The organism is Granulicella paludicola (assembly GCF_025685545.1).
Lineage (GTDB): Bacteria > Acidobacteriota > Terriglobia > Terriglobales > Acidobacteriaceae > Granulicella > Granulicella paludicola.
The window spans coordinates 307,520-324,812 of record NZ_JAGSYC010000022.1; the positions used below are offsets into that span (position 1 = coordinate 307,520).

Below are 17,293 nucleotides of genomic sequence, written 5' to 3' on the forward strand. Positions count from 1 at the left end.
TTTAGAAGTAGCCCTCGCGCTTCTTGATCTCCATCGAACCGTCGGTATCGTGGTCGATCACGCGGTTGGCGCGCTCGGAGCTGCGGAAAGACAGCAGCTCCGCAATGATCTTGGGAATGGTATCGGCATCGGAGCGAATGGCGCCGGTGCAAGGGCTGCAGCCGAGCGAGCGCAGGCGCGACTTTACCATCTGCACCTCTCCGGGAAGCGACTTGACGAATGACTGCTCGACAGGTATCAGCGAGTCTCCGCGCACGATCATCTCGCGCTCCTTTGCATAGTACAGAGGCACGATGGGAATGTTTTCGAGCAGGATGTAATGCCAGATGTCCAGCTCAGTCCAATTGCTGAGCGGAAATACGCGAATGCTTTCGCCAGGCGAAATGCGCGCGTTGTAGAGGTTCCAGACCTCAGGCCGCTGATTCTTGGGGTCCCACTGACCTGCCTTATCGCGGAAAGAAAAGATGCGCTCTTTCGCGCGCGACTTCTCTTCATCGCGCCGAGCTCCACCGAAGGCTGCGTCGAAGCCGCCGTTGCGCAGACCATCAAGAAGCGACTGCGTCTTCAGCAGGCCGCAGCAGCGCTGCGTGCCGAGTACAGCAGGGTTTGCGCCATTGGCAATAGCGTCTTCGTTGCGCCAGACATGCAGATCGAGATCGAGTTCCCTCGCCAGGTTGTCGCGGAAGGTGAGCATCTCGTGGAACTTGAACCCGGTGTCTACATGCAGCATGGGAAACGGAATCTTGCCGGGGAAGAAGGCCTTCTGCGCGAGCCGCAGCATCACGGAGGAGTCTTTGCCGATGGAGTACAGCATCACCGGATTTTGAAACTCGGCTGCGACCTCGCGGAAGATGTGAATGCTCTCAGCCTCAAGCAGCTTGAGATGCGAGAGCCGTGCAGGAGTCAGCGCCACTGTTGTTTCGGCTGTTGCGTGCAGCGCGGACTCGGTCAGAGTAGAGCTCATACGGTGATGTCCCTTGTAGATGTGATTCGCGAGATGCGGTGAGGAAGCGAAAACAAAACCCACTCGCGTTTGGAGTGGGTGCTTGTTCCTACGTGTTGGACTGGCGTCTAGGCCTATCGACAACACGCGCACCCACAGATACACGCCTGACAGCAACAGCTGCAACAGGAGGTATTTGCGAAGGTGCGAGAGAAAACCATCTCCTTAAGGATGCGGGAGGGACCCAGGTTTGTCAATGAAGGGTTTGACGTGGCGGCGGATAAACGCTATGTTCAAACGAACCGTGAAGTCCGTTGCCTATACCGCCTGTTGCTGCTGTCGCGCTTGTCGCGAGGCGTGCTGCTGCGCGGTTGAAAGGCTACGGTAAGTTGCAGGTTCGAGTATTTCTCGTTTAGATCCTGAAGCATAACCAGAGCGATTGAACCCACGCAGAGCCGGATACGGCGCGTGGGTTTTGTTTTGCTGCGATGGACCTGCACGCAACTTCCTGACCCCCTTGAACAAAACCAAAGAGATGCACGCGATATCCGATGTCGCGCCTCGTACCCAGATTTTTCCAGGAGAATATCTTGTCTATCTCTCGCACAATTCTTGTCCTGATGGCCCTCGCCACCCCGGCGGCGCTGCATGCCCAGGTGGTTGGCGGCACCATCTCCGGCCGTGTGACCGATGCCACCGGCGCGGTGATTCCAAACGCTCATGTGGCTGTTCGCAATGAGGAAACCGGCGGCCTGCGCAGTCTGACGACCAATCGCGATGGCGAGTTCTCTGCCCCCTCCGAGCCTGTCGGCAGCTACACGTTAGAGGCCGAAGCACCCGGATTCAGCGACTACAAGAACACTGGCGTGACGCTGACGATCGGCCAGACGCTGGAGCTGACGCTGACGTTGCGAGCCGCCGGTTCAGAGTCAGTGACGGTCAACGATACGCCGCTGAGCGTGAACACCACGACCGAGCAGACGGCAGGCCTCGTGAACTCGCGGCAGGTAAAAGAGCTGCCGTTGAATGGCCGCAGCTACGATCAACTCATTACGTTGAACCCAGGCACGGTGAACGCAACCAACCAGCGCGCTGGTGGCGTCGGCACGTCGAACTCTTCCGTGGGCAGCATGTTTGCCGTCTCGGGTCGCAGGCCGCAGGACAACCTTTTTCTGCTGAATGGCGTTGAATACACCGGCGCCTCGCTCATCAACGTGACACCGGGAGGCACGTCGGGACAACTGCTCGGCATTGATGGCATTCACGAGTTCAACGTAGTCACGGATACGTACTCCGCGGCCTACGGCAAGCGCGATGGAGCACAGATCTCCATCGTGACGACCGGTGGAACAAACGCGCTGCACGGCTCGGTGTACGAGTTTGCGCGCAACAGCTTTTTCGACGCGCGGAATTACTTTGACGGAGCGCGCATCCCTGAGTTTCAGCGCAATGACTTTGGCGCCTCACTCGGTGGGCCGATCAAGAAGGACAAGGCGTTTCTCTTTGCGAACTACGAAGGCTATCGCCAGAACCTTGGCGAAAGCCTGGTGACTCTCGTGCCAGATAACAACGCGCGCCTTGGACTGCTGCCGAACTCGAAGGGCGTCGAGACAGCTGTCCCCGTCAGCCCGGTATCTGCGCAGCTCCTGAACCTGTGGCCCGTGGCGAACGGCCCCGAGGTACTCGACCCCAACACGGGCTTCCTGACCGGCATCGCTAAGTGGATCGGTACAGCGCCGCAGAAGATTCGCGAAGACTTTGGCACGACGCGCTTCGATGAAAACCTGGGGACGAATGACACCTTCAACTCCGTATATACGGTCGATGACTCCTCCGCGACCACACCTTCCGCCGATCCCTACTCCTACGTGACCGAGCGGTTGCGCGAGCAGGTGCTAAGCGCCGAGGAGAAGCACATCTTTGCGAAGATCGTGAACATTGCGCGCTTCGGATACTCACGCGCGAGCTACTACTTCTACGGTTATGTGCCGGCGGCTCAGCAGGCGCTGACTCCAAGCGTGCGGGCAGGTGTGCCGACCTACGCGGTAGTCATTGCCGGTTCAACGGCCTCGAATGGAGCTTCGTCGATCACGACCGCTGGCGCGAATGTTGGTTCGAACAACGGGATCACGCGCAATCTATTTACCTTCGACGACCACGGCTATTACACCGTAGGCAAGCACAGCATCCAGGCAGGCGTGTGGGTGCAGCGGCTGCAGTCAAACGACAATCTTGCGCAGGACCAGTATGGACAGGCTGCGTTCAACTCTTTGACGACGTTCCTGGCCGGCAGCATCAAGACCTTCACCTATGCTCCTACCACCACGGAACTCGGGTGGCGGACCCTGTTTGTGAACGCCTTCCTCGAAGACACCTATCACATCACGCCTCGGCTGGAGGCACGTGTAGGCTTCAGGAGCGAGTCTTCGACCGGTTGGAGTGAGGTGCAGGGGCGTGCAGGTGTATATACCTTCACCGACAACGTGATCAGCTCAACGCCCAGCATCCGAGGGAATGCGATCGGCCCGAACCATGCGCTCTTTTTGCCCGAGCCGCGCGTGGGGCTTGCATGGAATGTCTTTGGCAACGGACGCACGAGCGTGACCGCGGGCGCGGGCCTGCATCACTCACTGCTGGACGCACTCGACTACCGCCTGGATCAAGCTGCACCGTATAACACCGTGTACTCCTACGCCGGATCGACCGTAACGAATCCGACGGGGGTAACACCGCAGGTATCACCTTCGACGGTGGACAGCGGCATCTCGACGCCCGCTCTGCTGGCTTACAACCTGAAGGTTGAACAGCAAATCGCACCGTCTACCTCGCTCTCGATCGGTTACGACGGCTCGCGCAGCTACCATCAGATTTTGAATGGAGATCTGAACGAGCCCGCCTACCAGGTGCTCGCGAACGGTCGCATCTACTACCCCACCACAACGAAGGCCAATCCTGCCGTGGCGAACACTACGTCCTGGTGGAGCGGAGGTTCGGGTAACTACAACGCGCTGATCGTTGACCTGCGACACGACCTTTCGCACGGTCTTCAGCTGCGTGGAAACTTCACCTGGGCAAAGAACCTCGACGACGGCTCTGCTTGGAACACGTCGGTATCCTCGAATACGCCTGCGTTCGTCTCCGTGCCTTCGCTGCCGCACCTGGATTATGGTCCGGCGGCCACCGATATTCGTCACGCGGCCGCAATAAACGGCACGTATGAACTTCCTTTCGGCACAGGCAAGTCGTACCTCGCAAATGCAGGGCACGCAACCGAAAGAGTGATCTCGGGTTGGTCGATCTCTTCGATCGCAAACTTCCTGTCTGGCTTCCCTTTCTCTCCGCAGCTGGGCTACAACCCGACAGGTTCGGGCGATTCGCGCAATCCTGTGCGACCAGACGTGAACACAGCTTTCAGCGGCAAGCTGTACACGAGTGGCACCACGGCCCAACGCGTGGCGCAGTACTTCAATCCCAACGTCTTCTCGGCGCCAGCTTATGGCTATGTCGGCAACGTACGTCGCGACTCACTTGTTGGTCCCGGTTACGCAGACTGGGATGTATCGCTACTGAAATCGACAGCGATCACGGATCGCGTTCGGCTACAGTTCCGTGCGGAGTTCTTCAACGTTTTGAATCACACAAACCTGCAACTGCCAAACGAGGTCGTCTTTTCTGCGGGACCGACACAAGGAACCGCGGCCAACCAGACCGCAGCAGCTACTTTCGGATCGCCCGGTGTGATCTCGGCGACGGCAAACACCAGCCGCCAGATTCAACTGGGAGCTAAGATCCTCTTCTAAGGAAGAGGCCTCCTGACCGCCGGGACAGTTGTCCCGGCGTTTTTTTGCGTTCAGGAAAGCTGCGTGCGCGAGATACGACGAGAGCCCACCCACAGCGCGATGGCGATACATAGGTAGATGACCGCAGTCGCGCTAAGGCAGGCGCTAAGCCCGAAACTCTTTGATGCGAGCCCGATGCATAGCTGTGCCGCAGCTCCACCGAGCCAGCCGAGAGAGTTCATCAAACCCAACGCAGTGCCGCGCAATTCGATCGGCGTCACGTCATAGAGCGCAGCCCATATGTTCGAATCGTAGATACCCTTGAAGAGACCAAACCCGATCATTGCCGCCATCACGGCTGCAACGGTCGTTGTCCATCCGGACAGGAAAAGAAAGGGCACGCCGCAGAAGAGGCCAAACGACTGCACCGCCATACGCGCGCCACGATCGCCCTTCCTTTGCCTCACGCGATTATCGGCAAGAAACCCGCCACTGATAACACCGATGACCGAGGCTATCTGCAGGTAAGCCGTTCCGTTCAGGCCGGAAAGGCTGAGGCTCATGTGGAATTTCCGAAAGAGAAACGTTGGCATCCAGACAGTAAAGATCATTGCCACGAAGTTTGCGCCAATAAAAACACCAATGAGCAGCCACGCTGCCGGATTGCGGCTGACCGCTCGAAGCCCATCCCACAAGGGACTCGTAGATGGCGGAACACCCGCCGCAGCATCAGACATTCCGCGCAGAGGTTCTTTCAAAAACAACCAGAGCGCTCCGCCTAGCAGGATGCCTGCTAAGCCGAAGATACGGAAGCCGAGGCGCCAACCATAGTGCTCACCTAAATAACCTGCCGCTGCTCCGCCTGCGATGCTGCCAATGTAGACACTTGATTGATGGAGCGCCATGGCACGGGACCGTGTATCGACGGAGTGGTAGTCGGCGATCAAAGACATCGCTGAAGGAAAATAAAAGGCCTCGCCCAGACCGCCGAGCGCAATGCCTGCCACCAGCAGTAGATAGCTGTGCGCATACGAGGTGAGTGCGGTTGTGACCGACCAGAAGATGAGTGCACCAAGCACGAGGGTACGCCGCGAAACGCGGTCACAAAGGAAGCCGCCGAGTGGACCGAATACAGCGTAGGCGCACATGAAAGAGGCGCTGAGAACCGAAAGCGATGCGTCCGTCAGCTGAAACTCTTTCCCTAGAAGCGGAAAGACCGTAAAGATGAGCTGGCGGTCAGCATAGTTGAGAAAGCAGACGCACCACAGCATCGCCACCACGAACCACTTGTATTGTCCACTCGCTCCCATTCCTCGAAGATATCCGAACAGAGTGGCAGAGCGCGCGACAAATCTTTACATTCTGTCTACAACCTGTCGACAGAAAAGAAAGTGTTTTGCTATAGTCCGGCTTATGTCCACCCATGCATCTCGCGACAAGACAGCTCCGCATATCACCCCTCCCTCTCCTCTCGGAGCGAATCAGGCCTACCTGATCACGAGCGGTGATCTACGACTCGCCGCAAACCAAACCTGCTGGCCGGCGCAAAGAGACCTCGAAGACCGCTTGACGTCTGCTTTTGCCGCTGAGGGTATCGAGCTGGTTCGCGCCTTCCCCGTCAGCGCGTTGGAAGGGCATGGCTTCATCTCATCGCAGCGCATGGGCATGGACGTCTTCATGGGCATTCATCCCAAAGCCCCTTTGGTCTTTGCCACCGCGGCATGGCAGTACACGCACCACGTATTACCGGGCCTTCGGAGTCATCAGGGGCCTATTCTGACAGTCGCGAACTGGTCCGGGCAGTGGCCAGGGCTTGTGGGGCTCTTAAATCTGAATGGATCACTTGTGAAAGCAGGCGTACCCTTTTCAACTCTTTGGAGCGAGGATTTCACCGACGTCTTCTTCAAGTCGGCGCTGAAGCAATGGCTCAAGGAACAGGTGATCACGCATGACCTGAGCCATGTTCGGGCTTTGGCTGCGTCGGCTATTCCTACGGAAGCGGCTGCTCTGGGACATTCTCTGGCGCAGGCCTTGAGGCGCCGGAAAGCCATACTCGGCGTCTTCGACGAGGGATGCATGGGAATGTATAACGCCATCATTGACGATGAATTGCTGAACGCCTCGGGTATCTTCAAAGAGCGTCTGAGTCAGTCTGCTCTGGTCGCCTTCATGCGAACGGTGACAGATGCTGAGGCAAAGTCCGTGTATCAATGGCTCGTCGATAAGGGTATGAAGTTCGACCTCGGCAGCGAACCCACGACCGAATTGACGCTGGATCAGATACTCGCGCAATGCAAAATGTACATCGCCGCAGTCCGTATGTCAGACAGTTTCGGCTGTGATGCCATTGGCATACAGTACCAGCAAGGGTTGAAGGACATGACGCCTGCCTCCGACCTCGTCGAAGGTCTCTTGAACAATGCCGATCGTCCTCCCGTATTCCATGCCAACGGGGATGAGGAGCTCTATGCCGGCGGTCCGCTGGTTCACTTCAACGAGGTGGACGAAGCTGCAGGCGTCGACGGGTTGGTAACAAAGCTTTGCTGGGATGCACTCGGGCTTGATCCTTCATGTACCTTGCATGATGTGCGCTGGGGACAGCATTACAAGGGCCTTGGCGGCGACGGCAGAGCGCTCGACGAGTTTATCTGGGTACTGCAGATCTCCGGCGCTGCGCCTGCAAACCACTTCGTCGGAGGCTATGCGGGAGCAACCAGCCAGCGCCAGCCAGCGATGTATTTTCCACTCGGCGGCGGGTCGCTGAAGGGCATTGGGCGCCCGGGTGAGATTGTCTGGAGCCGTGTATTTGTAGAAGCCGGCGCTCTGCACGTGGACCTGGGCCGCGGTACGGTCGTCAGTCTACCCGCAGAGGAGACCGAGCGGCGCTGGCATGAAACAACCTACCAGTGGCCCATCGTTCATGCAGTGCTGCACGGGGTAAGCCGCGATCAGTTCATGGCTCGGCATCGCGCGAATCACCTCAATATTGTTTATGCACCGACCGCGGCTCATGCCAATGAGGCGCTTGCACTGAAAGCGGCGATGTTTGCCGAACTTGGAATCGCCGTTCACTTGTGCGGAGACGTCCGGCTCTCTTAGACAATCCGGCTGGCTCCAATTCGCGACGCGATTGGTCTAAGCTGGTACCCGTATACAGTACCGATGTATCGGCAAAGAAGGAGTCAGGTTTGATCAATCGGATGAAGGCGGTTCTTGCGCTCGCAATCTGTGCAGGCGTAGCGTCTGCGCAAGGTATGACCAGTCGTGTAAATGCCAATGGCGGATGGAAGCTGCAGTTTGCGTCTAAGGTGCAACTGAGCGGCGAGGAGGTATCTTCCGCTATGTATGATCCTAAGGGTTGGTACGCAGCGACGGTCCCCGGTACCGCGCTCACCACCTTAGTGAACAACCACATCTACGCGGAGCCGACGTACGGCGAGAACGATCGACCAGAGTCTATCCCTGAAAGCCTCGCCCGAAATTCGTACTGGTATCGCACGACGGTCGCCGTACCAATTGCTTATCGTGGTCGCCACACATGGCTGCACTTCGATGGCATCAACTACTCCGCGACGGTATGGGTAAATGGAGCGAAGGTCGGCACGATCCGCGGTGCATTCATCCGCGGCTTGTTCGATATCACGGCTCAGGTCAAGCCGGGCAGCAAGGCTGTGGTCGCGGTGCTGATCGATCCTCAGCCGCATCCTGGCACTCCGCACGAGCACACGCTGCGCGCAGGTATCGGCCTGAACGGCGGTGACACAGCACTCGATGGGCCAACGTTTCTTTCCTCCATCGGCTGGGACTGGTTGGCAACCGTACGCGACCGCGAGACAGGCATCTGGCAGGGCGTCTATCTTGACTCGACCGGGCCGGTGCTCTTGAAGGATCCGCTCGTTACGACCGATTTGCCGCTTCCCAAGACGGACTCTGCGGATATTGGTATCTCAACGACGGTCGAGAACGTAACCGATACGCAGCAGACAGGCGTGGTCCATGGACGCATCGAAGGCATCTCCTTCGAGGAAAAGGTAGAGCTCGCGCCGCACAGCTCACAGTTGGTGAAGTTCGACAGCAAGTCGACACCGGCGCTGCACATGCTGCATCCGCGGCTTTGGTGGCCAGCCGGTTACGGGGCGCAAGCTCTGTACGACCTGCACCTGGAGTTTGCGCAGGGAGCAGCAGTAAGTGACACGCAACGGGTGAAGTTTGGCGTGCGCAAGATCCAATACTCTGTGCCGGAGTCAGACAACCTCACGATCAGCGTAAACGGCGTTCGCATGTTCCTGCGTGGCGGCGACTGGGGTCTGGATGAAGCAATGAAGCGTGTGCCTCGCGAACGCCTGGAAGCGCAGATCAAGCTTCACCGGTTGGCGAATATCAACCTGATCCGCAACTGGGTCGGGCAGAGTACGAGCGAGGATTTGTACGAGCTGTGCGATCAGTACGGGATCCTGATCTGGGACGAGTTTTTTCAGCCCAATCCCAGCGATGGCCCTGAGCCGCTGGACGTTCCTACATACATGGCGAACGTACGTGACAAGATATTGCGGCTCCGCAATCATCCATCGATCATGCTCTGGTGTGCACGAAACGAAGGCGACCCGCCGCCGGTAATCGATGCTGGCATCAAGCAACTGATAGACGAACTCGAGCCTACGCGTCTCTATCAGCCGAGTTCTACGAGCGGCCATGGTGTAATGTCGCACGGACCCTATCACTGGCAGGAGCCTGCTAAGTTCTACAACGTCGACGCGGCCTTTAAGACGGAAATTGGCAGCGTATCTGTACCGACCCTGGAGTCCATCCAAGGCATGATGCCGCAGAAGGACTGGGAGACGATCAACGACGACTGGGCGATCCACGACTTCGCCCGGGGCAACTCCGGTGCCGACACCTACCCGGAAATGTTGAATCAGCGCTACGGCAAAGTGCTGAATCTCGCCGACTTCGTGCGCAAAGCGCAACTCGCGAACTACGAGGGTTATCGCGCCATGTACGAGGGCCGCAATGCGAAGCTGTTCGCTCCGGCAACTGCGATCATCACATGGATGAGCCATCCAGCGCAGCCAAGCTTCGTGTGGCAGCTGTATCACTACGACCTCGAGCCGAATGCTTCCCTGTATGGCGTAAAGGCCGCCGGCGAGACGGTGCATGTGCAGTGGAATGAAACCACTGACCAGGTGGAGGTCATCAACAACCTGCCCACGGCTCTGCAGGATGCCCGGCTGAAGGTGACGGTGTACGCGCTGGATGGGAAGGTACTAAATAGCGAACAACGCGTCGTCAATGCCGAAGCGAGCAAGGCCACAGACGTACTTCTAGTGAAACCAGGTGAGGCCTTGCAATTCGTACGGTTGGAGTTGACCGATGCTGCGGGCAAGCCGCTGTCGCGAAATTTCTACTGGCGCGGCGCCGCAGGCACTCCGGACAATTTGACCTCGCTGAACTCGCTATCGCAGGTAACGCTGAAGGCTACAGCTGTCCGCAGAGATGCACTGGGGAAGACGACCATCTCAGTCACGCTGAGCAATCCCACCGAACACGTCGCTTTGATGACGCATGTGCAACTTCATCACCGCGCAGCTAATGCGACAGGAGAAGGAGACCGCGTGCTGCCAGCGTTTGCCAGCGAGAACTACCTGTCTCTCGCTCCAGGCGAAACGCGCGAGCTGAGCATCGTTGCTGACACAAAACTGTTACAGGGCGGTGAGGCTGTAGTTGCTGTCGACGGCTGGAATGTCGGAATCACTGCGGCAAAGTCGCCTGGTGTGGTGGTTGAGCTGAATACGAACGCTCAGGTCGATCACTGGCCCGTGACCTATCTGCCTTACCAGAAGGAAGCGCTGCGATAGCACCCGCAGTTTTTGATCGCAGAAATGGGGAGGGACAACCCTCCCCATTTCTGCGTCTATAGCAAATCCTCTAGTTCGAAGACTTCGTGTTGAACACAGCGCTCAGAGCATTGCCCCATATCTGGTAGCCAGCGTCGCTGGGATGTGTGCCGTCAGGCATGAGAGCCTTCGGTAGAGTACCGTCAGGAGTCAGAAACTTGGCTCCTATGTCGAGATAAGTGAGCGACGAATCGCCGCCAAAGCGACCTTTGAGAAGCGCGTTTGTCTCAGCGATAGGTGCACGTAGGCGGTAGTCGGGCTTTTCCCCGCGTGGCAGAATTGCCATCAGGATCACATGGCTCTGTGGGGTAATTCGCCGAACCTCTTCGATCACCGCACGAATACCTTCGACAATCTCCTCCGGTGTGTTGGCACGGGCATGGTTGGTAGAGGTGAGGTTATTCGTGCCGATCATCAGCACGACCCATTGCGGAGTGAGGCCACTCAGTTCGCCTTGGCGCAAACGCCACAAGACGTTCTGCGTACGGTCCCACCCAAAGCCCATATTGAGAACGGAAGAATCATTCGTTCCAAAAGTTTGACTCCAGGCCGAGGGACCATTCACGTGGGCTGCGTGCGGCAGGCCGCCCCAGAAGTGCGTGATGGAGTCACCAATGAGCACCACGCGCGGCTGCATGCTGTGCTCCATCATCTTTTGCTGAGCGAGTTCAGCGTTGTGGCGCGCGAACCAGTCATAACTGTCCTGTTCGAGCCAGGGCACAGGGATAAGTGACGTGTTGATGTCGACCATTGCATTGAGCGGAACGCGAGTGTCTTCGTCCATCAGGCGCGCGAGCGTTGGCTCGATAGCTTCGGCCATTCGTCGCTGGCCCACGGTGTCGGGGTGCAGAGCGCCGCGATGCGCTGGCAGGCGCGGGTCATAGAAGATGCTGGTATCCAGCATGCCTTGCTTGCGAAAGATGGAACCGATATCGAGATAGGTAACGCGTGGGTTTTCGCCATAGCTGTTGGCCAGGTAGCGGTTGACGGCCAGGTCAGCGGACGTCTTGTTGGCAGAGACGTCGCTGGGCAAGATGCCGAGTAGGAGAATGTGTGTTTTCGGCAGCTTAGTCTCCAGCCTGGCGACCACAGCGTCTATGCCGACCTCAGTCTGCTCGGCGGTTTGCGGAGGCGACTGGGTCGTGCCTCCCGTGTTGTTCGTGCCGATGAGCACGAGGGCGACCTTGGGCTGCAGAACTTCCACCTCGCCGTGATCAAGACGCCAAAGGAGGTTTTCGGTGGTGTCCCCGCTGAACCCCAGGTTGAGCGCGTGGCGTGGGGCGTAGAAGGTTTGCCACGTCGGCTGGAAGTTCTCGTCCGGCAGCTTGCTCTTGTCGTAGTTGTTGGTGATGGAGTCGCCGAGCAAGAGTAGTTGCGTGTCCGCATTGGACCTGCCAGCGGAGACGATCGCCTTGTGGCGGTCCGCCCACCAACCTTCCCCAAGACGATCCAGTGGGACCACGGCAGGATTGGCGGTAGCAGGCCTGGGAATCTGAGCCGACAGAGAGCTAGCAGCCACGGCAGAAAGGACGAGCGCGACTAGCCAAGAGCGTGCGTTTTGAACGGAGGACATACTGATTCTGGCTCCTTTGATTGCCTGCCAGCAGGCTCTAATGATTGTCGTTGAAGAGGGTACGACGGTTTTCAGGCAACGTGTGATTCTGTCGACAGAATCGCCTGAAAACTGTGATATCTTCTGATCTAAATGAGCAAAACTTGCCGAAATGATCATTTTCCAGCGTTCACAGATCGAGGAAGAAGATACGTTCGACCGCTGATCCTTGTCTCGCTTTCATGTTGCATGCTAACGTCAGCAGCCGCTCTGGCACAGGCCGCCACTCTCCGCATCTCCGTTCCTGCTCACCAGACGGTACAGGAGCGCGCAGCCACCGCAATGTTCGTAGAGGAGGAGGCGAAACGTACCCCAACACATACGACCGCGAGTATCTCGACTGGAAAGCTAAAAGATGCAAACTCTGGCGATGAGATCGTCCTGCTGGCGCAACGCGATGCCATGGCACTGTTACTGCCGGAGGAGCTTGCAGCGAAGTGGCGCAAGACTGTAGATGCCCTGCATACAAACGATCATGCCGAGGGCTTCAGTGTGGTGTCTCTAGCCTGGAAGGGAGGACACGTAATCGTGGTGGCGGGCAATGATGTTCGTGGTGAGCTCTTCGGCGCAGGCTGGCTGTTGCGCAACACGAACTACGCGGCTAGCGTCCCTTTGCTGCCGTTGAACGCAAAGATGTTTTCTTCGCCGGATAAGCCGGTACGTGGACACCAGATCGGCTATCGCTTCAAGAACAACACCTACGACGATTGGACGCTGGAGCAATTCGAGCAGCACATCCGTGATCTCGCGGTGTTCGGCACGAACACGATCCAGGTGATCTCGCCCGCTTCCGACGATGAGAAGGCAAGCCCGCTGTTCCATGCACCTGCGCTTGATGTGTTCTATGGTCTGTCTCGCCTATGTAATAAATACGGTCTGGATTTCGATCTGTACTACCCCGAGATGCGCGAGGATTACAAAGACCCGGCAGCGGTATCCGCGGAGTTGAAAGACTTTGAAGCGCTCGTCAGCAAAACACAACGCATCGACGCTCTCTATGTGCCAGGCGGTGACCCAGGGCACACTCCGCCGGAGGTGCTGTTCCCGCTAGTGGAGCAGGAAGTAGAGATCCTGCACAAGTACCACCCGGCAGCAACCGTGTGGGTATCGGCCCAGGGCTTCGATCGAGAGCGCTACGCGAAGTTCTACGATCTGCTTGCGGATGAGCCGAAGTGGCTAACGGGCGTATTCTTCGGACCTCAGTCGCGCGATAGTTTTGAGACGCAACGCCGTAAGATCCCTGCAAAATACCCTCTGCAGTTTTATCCCGACATCGCTCACACGATGCATGCGCAATTCCCAGTACCGCAGTGGGATCCTATCTTCGCCCTCACCGAGAGTCGCGAACCTATCGATCCACGGCCAAAGGCATTTGCAGAGATTTATCGTCATTATGCCGCTTTGAATAATGGCTTCGTTACCTACTCCGAAGGCTCGAATGATGACGTGAATAAGATGCTGTGGAGCCAGCTGGGTTGGTCGACGCAAGCACCGGTCGACGGCATCCTCGCAGAGTATGCGCGCTACTTCCTACACCGCGAAGGCGCGCAACAGACGCTCACCGTGAATACGATCAAGGGTCTGGAAGAAGACTGGAACGGGCCGCTGTTGCAGAACCAGCAGATCGCGAAGACGAAGGCCGGACTCGATGAACTTGAGCACGAGTCCACACCCGAGCAAATTGCAAAGAGCTGGCAATGGGAGTCTCTGCTGTATCGCGGAACCTACGATGATTATCTACAGCGGAAGCGGAAGCGCGAACTCGGCACAGAGACTGCGGCTCTCGCTGCTCTTGACGATTCGACACTGGCCTCATCCACTCGCGTAGCAAAGGCTGAGGCAGCTCTCAACGCTAGCAAACCGGACGTCGTCGAGCAGACCGAGCATGATCGACTCTTTGCTCTCGGTAAGGAGCTCTTCAACAACGGTGGCATCCAGCTGAGCGTGAAGCTTTATGGTGCTTCGGGGTGGGAACGTGGCGCGAACCTTGACCGCGTGGATACGCCGCTGAACGATGCAGCGTGGCTCGGAAGCGCGATGGCTGTAGCTATGAGGAAGGACGATGAGTCTTCGCGTGCCTCGGCTCTACAGGCCATCGCTCAATGGAGTATCCCTTCACCGGGCGCGTTCTATGACGACCTCGGTGATCCCACGATGGAGCCGCACCTGGTGCGAGGAGAAGGTTGGCAACGCGATCCTGAACTTTACAGGACGGCCATCGACAGCATCGCGGATCGCACGCTGGGTACAGAGCTGAGCGGCGGCAAAGAACCGTGGCGGCTTTCGTGGCTGGACTACAGTGAGACTCTCTATGAAACGCCACTGGAGCTGCGCTACACCGCACTCGACCCGCACAAGAGCTATCGCGTACGCGTGACCTACGCAGGCGAAGACTACGCGCTGCCATTACGACTTACCGCCAATGGTGTTGAGGTCCATTCTGCCCGTCTGCGCAAGAGCAATCCAGAGACGGTGGAATTTGCCCTGCCGGCAAGCATCGCGCCGAATGGCACACTGACGCTCGAGTGGACTGGGCCTGCGGGCAGCGGCGGGAGCGGTCGCGGGCGACAGGTCGCGGAGGTCTGGCTGATTCCGCAGGACGCCCACATCCCAGCACACTAAGCAAGTAAGATCACGATCAGAGACTCTGGAGGCAACATGGCAGTTGGCAGCACGGGCGAAGAAGCCGTTTCGATTCGCAGCACAGGTTCAAGAGACTATACGCTGCCCATGGTGTTGATGGTGGCGTTGTACTTCAGTATCGGCTTCATCACCGCATTGAACGACATCCTTGTCCCGCACTTCAAGGACCTGTTTCACCTGACAAACGTGCTCGCGCTGTTGGTGCAGTTCTGCTTCTTCGGTGCGTATTTTGTGATGTCGCTGCCTTCAGGCTGGATCGTAGGGCGCATTGGCTACAAGCCCGGTATCATCTCCGCGCTGGCAACGATGGGTGTCGGTCTGCTGCTGTTCGTTCCCGCATCTATTGTGATCTCGTATCCGCTGTTCCTGTTTGCGCTGTTCATCGTAGGCAGCGGACTCGCACTGCTGCAGGTCGCAATCAACCCCTACGTGGGCGCGCTGGGCAAGCCAGAGACGGCAGCACAGCGCATCACTATCTGCGGCTTTTTGAATTCTTCAGCGACAACGATTGCTCCCAAGGTTGGCGCGGCCTTCATCTTCATCGCTGCTGGAGCAACAACAGCTGAACTCGCTCACTCCGTACGGACGCCCTATCTTCTTCTGGCAATCTTTACGTTGTTACTTGCAGTCATCACCGCGATTGTTCCTCTGCCTGAGGTAATGGAAAAGCGCATTGAGGGCGAGATCATTGAAGGCAGCGCATGGGGTTACCGCCACCTGAAGCTGGGCGCGGCTGCAATCTTCACCTACGTGGGCGCGGAGGTCGCGATCGGCAGCGTGCTCGTCAGCTATCTCGGCCAACCGTCAATGGGAGGACTCTCCCACGTAGCCGCCGCAACGTATGTCTCCTACTACTGGGGTGGCGCGATGATCGGGCGCCTGATCGGGTCGTTCGCTTTGCTGAAAGTGCGTGCCGAGCGCGCGCTGGCCTTTGTCGCCGTGATGGCTGCGGTGCTGGTTACGACGACGATTCTGGGGCACAGCCGCTTTACTGGCATGGCCATCGTGGCATGCGGCCTCTTCAACTCCGTCATGTGGCCCTGCATCTTCCCGTTGGGCGTCAAAGGACTGGGCAAGCTCACCAGCCAGGGTTCAGGCATCCTTGTGATGATGGTGGTCGGTGGCGCCGTTATTCCAGAGATCCAGGGGCTGCTCGCCGACAAGTTCGGCTATCAGCACAGCTTCATCGTGGTATTGCTCTGCTACGTCTACCTGATCTACTTCGCGCTGAGCGGTTACAAGGTACGCCAGCCGCGGTTTGCGACCCTTCCGAATTATGTTCCACCCGTTGAGATCTAACGAACGTCACCGACACACAAAGCGGCCCACCTCAACCGAGGTGGGCCGTTTTACTTGCGTTGATAGCTATCGCTTCGCCGGAATCGCCGCCCAAATAGCGGGATCTTCTTCACCTAACACCCACGAACAGACGCCTTCTACACCCGCAGCCTTCGCCATCTCGTAGCGGTCCATGAATGCTCGCTTATCCGTATAAAAAACGTACTCTCGCATCTGATCATGGTTGAAGTAGAACCAGGGCGTGTGTTCCTCTTCATCCCACTGCAGCTTTGCGTGGTACTGATCAGCCAGCAGCATCAAGCTGGGATAGCCGATGTAGTCCGCCGTCACGTTCGGCTTCTTTTCTGCCTTATCGAGGCCAGGATCGCCGGTGTACCAGTGATACCCGTAGAGCGCGATACCCAACGACAGCTTTTCCTTCGGCACATACTTCAGTGCAAAGTCGAGGTTCTCCTTCGTCCACAGCCAGCCACCGACGGGGCCCGGCGTCGTCCAGTGCGTATGCTGGTCGTACGTCATCAGGCAGATGAGATCGACCGACTCCCCTAGCGCCTTCAAGTCGTAGCCCATGCGCCACTCCTCGAAGATCCACTGACTGAACGCCGTCTCTCCGGGATGACCCGGCGCGTACGGGCACACATCGATCTGCACCTGCAGGTGCTGCTTGTGCAGTTCCGTGGAGATCTTTGCCACCATCGCAGAGAGCGCATCACGGTCGGTCCACATGACGTCTTCAATGTCGAGGTTCACGCCGTCATAGCCATGTTCCTTCGATTCCCGGATGAGCGATTCGATCAGCGCATCCTGCGCCTTGGCATCGTTCGCAAGATCATGCAGCTTCTTATGATCGAAGATCGCAAAGAGAGGAATGATCGTCATGTGGGCATCTTTGGCGGTCTTCAGCACAGGCAGGTTCGGCTCGCCGGTTACGAGCCCGTCGCCTTCAATGTGATACCAGGTCGGCTCGATGATATCGATCTTGTCCTTGTGCTCCATAAAGGAGTGGACGGAGGCAAGCCCATTGCCCATCCAGAAGGTGGTCTTCTGCGCGTGGGCCGCGAGACTGCTGAAGAGCAGTGCCGTCCCCATACTGAGTGTTGAAATTTTTCGATTCATGAAATCC

General features: G+C 57.8%; 9 protein-coding genes. 5 read left to right on the forward strand and 4 right to left on the reverse strand.

The genetic code is table 11. From position 1 onward, the window contains the following. Position 1: 1 nt before the first annotated feature. The gene (cysD, locus tag OHL14_RS07250) at positions 2 to 964 is read right to left on the reverse strand and encodes a sulfate adenylyltransferase subunit CysD (protein WP_263378663.1); all 963 of its coding nucleotides are present in this window, start codon (positions 962 to 964) and stop codon (positions 2 to 4) included. Between the two features lie 569 nt (positions 965 to 1,533). Between cysD and OHL14_RS07255 the strand changes: the two genes are divergently transcribed. After that, positions 1,534 to 4,743 (forward strand): TonB-dependent receptor, encoded by a 3,210-nt coding sequence (locus tag OHL14_RS07255; protein WP_317890399.1) that lies wholly within the window; start codon positions 1,534 to 1,536, stop codon positions 4,741 to 4,743. A 50-nt stretch (positions 4,744 to 4,793) separates the two neighbouring features. On the opposite strand, the gene OHL14_RS07260 is transcribed toward OHL14_RS07255, so the two are convergent. Continuing rightward, positions 4,794 to 6,032 (reverse strand): MFS transporter, encoded by a 1,239-nt coding sequence (locus OHL14_RS07260; protein WP_263378664.1) that lies wholly within the window; start codon positions 6,030 to 6,032, stop codon positions 4,794 to 4,796. 103 nt (positions 6,033 to 6,135) lie between these two features. Here OHL14_RS07260 and OHL14_RS07265 point away from each other — a divergent pair, with 103 nt between their 5' ends. Both OHL14_RS07265 and OHL14_RS07270 read left to right on the forward strand, forming a co-directional pair. Continuing rightward, positions 6,136 to 7,821 carry a fucose isomerase gene (locus OHL14_RS07265; protein WP_263378665.1) on the forward strand — a complete coding sequence of 562 codons (1,686 nt, stop codon included), beginning with the start codon at positions 6,136 to 6,138 and terminating at the stop codon, positions 7,819 to 7,821. Positions 7,822 to 7,976: 155 nt separating this feature from the next. Continuing rightward, positions 7,977 to 10,577: a glycosyl hydrolase 2 galactose-binding domain-containing protein gene (locus OHL14_RS07270; RefSeq protein WP_263378666.1), complete on the forward strand. Its 2,601-nt coding sequence runs from the start codon at positions 7,977 to 7,979 to the stop codon at positions 10,575 to 10,577. Between the two features lie 70 nt (positions 10,578 to 10,647). Here the strand turns inward: OHL14_RS07270 and OHL14_RS07275 are convergent, their stop codons facing one another. Further along, positions 10,648 to 12,189: a GDSL-type esterase/lipase family protein gene (locus tag OHL14_RS07275; RefSeq protein WP_263378667.1), complete on the reverse strand. Its 1,542-nt coding sequence runs from the start codon at positions 12,187 to 12,189 to the stop codon at positions 10,648 to 10,650. A gap of 228 nt (positions 12,190 to 12,417) precedes the next feature. Between OHL14_RS07275 and OHL14_RS07280 the strand changes: the two genes are divergently transcribed. Next, positions 12,418 to 14,850: a hypothetical protein gene (locus OHL14_RS07280; RefSeq protein ID WP_263378668.1), complete on the forward strand. Its 2,433-nt coding sequence runs from the start codon at positions 12,418 to 12,420 to the stop codon at positions 14,848 to 14,850. Positions 14,851 to 14,886: 36 nt separating this feature from the next. After that, on the forward strand, positions 14,887 to 16,170 hold the full coding sequence (locus tag OHL14_RS07285; RefSeq protein ID WP_263378669.1) for a sugar MFS transporter: 1,284 nt from the start codon (positions 14,887 to 14,889) through the stop codon (positions 16,168 to 16,170). 66 nt (positions 16,171 to 16,236) lie between these two features. On the opposite strand, the gene OHL14_RS07290 is transcribed toward OHL14_RS07285, so the two are convergent. Next, positions 16,237 to 17,286: a glycosyl hydrolase family 18 protein gene (locus OHL14_RS07290; RefSeq protein WP_263378670.1), complete on the reverse strand. Its 1,050-nt coding sequence runs from the start codon at positions 17,284 to 17,286 to the stop codon at positions 16,237 to 16,239. Positions 17,287 to 17,293: the final 7 nt, after the last annotated feature.

Bases quoted from the DNA above. Each gene is read 5' to 3' on its own strand.
- cysD (WP_263378663.1), bottom strand. From the start codon at position 964: ATGAGCTCTACTCTGACCGAGTCCGCGCTGCACGCAACAGCCGAAACA.
- OHL14_RS07260 (WP_263378664.1), bottom strand. From the start codon at position 6,032: ATGGGAGCGAGTGGACAATACAAGTGGTTCGTGGTGGCGATGCTGTGG.
- OHL14_RS07265 (WP_263378665.1), top strand. From the start codon at position 6,136: ATGTCCACCCATGCATCTCGCGACAAGACAGCTCCGCATATCACCCCT.
- OHL14_RS07270 (WP_263378666.1), top strand. From the start codon at position 7,977: ATGACCAGTCGTGTAAATGCCAATGGCGGATGGAAGCTGCAGTTTGCG.
- OHL14_RS07275 (WP_263378667.1), bottom strand. From the start codon at position 12,189: ATGTCCTCCGTTCAAAACGCACGCTCTTGGCTAGTCGCGCTCGTCCTT.
- OHL14_RS07280 (WP_263378668.1), top strand. From the start codon at position 12,418: ATGCTAACGTCAGCAGCCGCTCTGGCACAGGCCGCCACTCTCCGCATC.
- OHL14_RS07285 (WP_263378669.1), top strand. From the start codon at position 14,887: ATGGCAGTTGGCAGCACGGGCGAAGAAGCCGTTTCGATTCGCAGCACA.
- OHL14_RS07290 (WP_263378670.1), bottom strand. From the start codon at position 17,286: ATGAATCGAAAAATTTCAACACTCAGTATGGGGACGGCACTGCTCTTC.